General features: G+C 59.2%; 1 protein-coding gene. It reads right to left on the bottom strand.

Features of this window, described 5'->3' with window-relative positions; all coding sequences use genetic code 11:
• On the bottom strand, positions 1-1119 hold a 1119-nt coding region (locus V9K67_RS27000; RefSeq protein WP_336728238.1), incomplete at both ends, for a nucleotide sugar dehydrogenase.

Raw genomic sequence — 1119 nt, forward strand, 5'->3', positions numbered from 1 at the left:
TCATAATCCTGCCCGGCGCCTTCCACCAGTCCGAAGCCGTATTCGTGCTCCAGCTCCTGGCTGTCGGCATGCGGGTCCACCACGTCCACGTTCAGCGAAAATTCCTTCAGCTCGCGGACCACATCGGCCACTTTCGAGTTGCGGATGTCGCTCACATTCTCCTTAAAAGTGGCTCCCATCACCAGCACGCGGGCCGCCTTTACGTCGGCTACGCTGGAGATGATGTGGCGCAGCACCTTGCGGGCCACGTACACGGCCATGCTGTCGTTGATCTGGCGGCCGGCCAGGATCACACGGGAGTTGTAGCCCAGCTCGGAAGCCTTGTAGGTGAGGTAGTAGGGATCCACGCCAATGCAGTGGCCGCCTACCAGGCCGGGGAAGAACCGCAAAAAGTTCCACTTGGTGCCGGCAGCTTCCAGCACTTCGTAGGTATTGATGCCCATCTTGTCGAAGATGATGGAGAGCTCGTTCATCAGGGCGATGTTGAGGTCGCGCTGGGTGTTTTCGATGATCTTGGCCGCTTCCGCCACCTTGATGGAGGAGGCGCGGTGCACGCCGGCTTTCACCACCAGCTCGTACACTTTGGCGATCACTTCCAGGGATTCGGCGTCGCAGCCCGACACCACCTTGACGATGGAGGAGAGGGTGTGCTGCTTGTCGCCGGGGTTGATGCGTTCGGGAGAGTAGCCGATCTTGAAGTCTTCGCCGGCTTTGAGGCCGGAGAGCTTTTCGATGATGGGCAGGCAGTCTTCCTCGGTGCAGCCGGGGTAAACGGTGGATTCGAAGACCACGTAGTCGCCTTTTTTGATCACCTTGCCTACGGTCTGGGAGGCTTTCTTCACCGGGGTAAGGTCCGGCACGTTGTGCTCGTCCACGGGGGTGGGCACGGCTACGATGTAGAAGGAAGCTTCGGCCAGCTGCTCGAGGCTGTTGGTGAAGACGATGTCGGTGTTTTCAAAATCTTCGCTGGAAAGTTCGTTGCTGGGATCGATGCCTTTGCGCATCAGTTCCACGCGCTGGGCGTTGATGTCAAAGCCGATCACGGAGATTTTTTTGGCGAACTCCAGGGCGATGGGCAGGCCTACGTAGCCCAGACCGATCACGGCCAGCTTTTCCTGC

Origin of the sequence: Huijunlia imazamoxiresistens (assembly GCF_037132455.1) — a bacterium.
In the GTDB taxonomy this organism is placed as follows: domain Bacteria; phylum Bacteroidota; class Bacteroidia; order Chitinophagales; family Chitinophagaceae; genus Flavisolibacter; species Flavisolibacter imazamoxiresistens.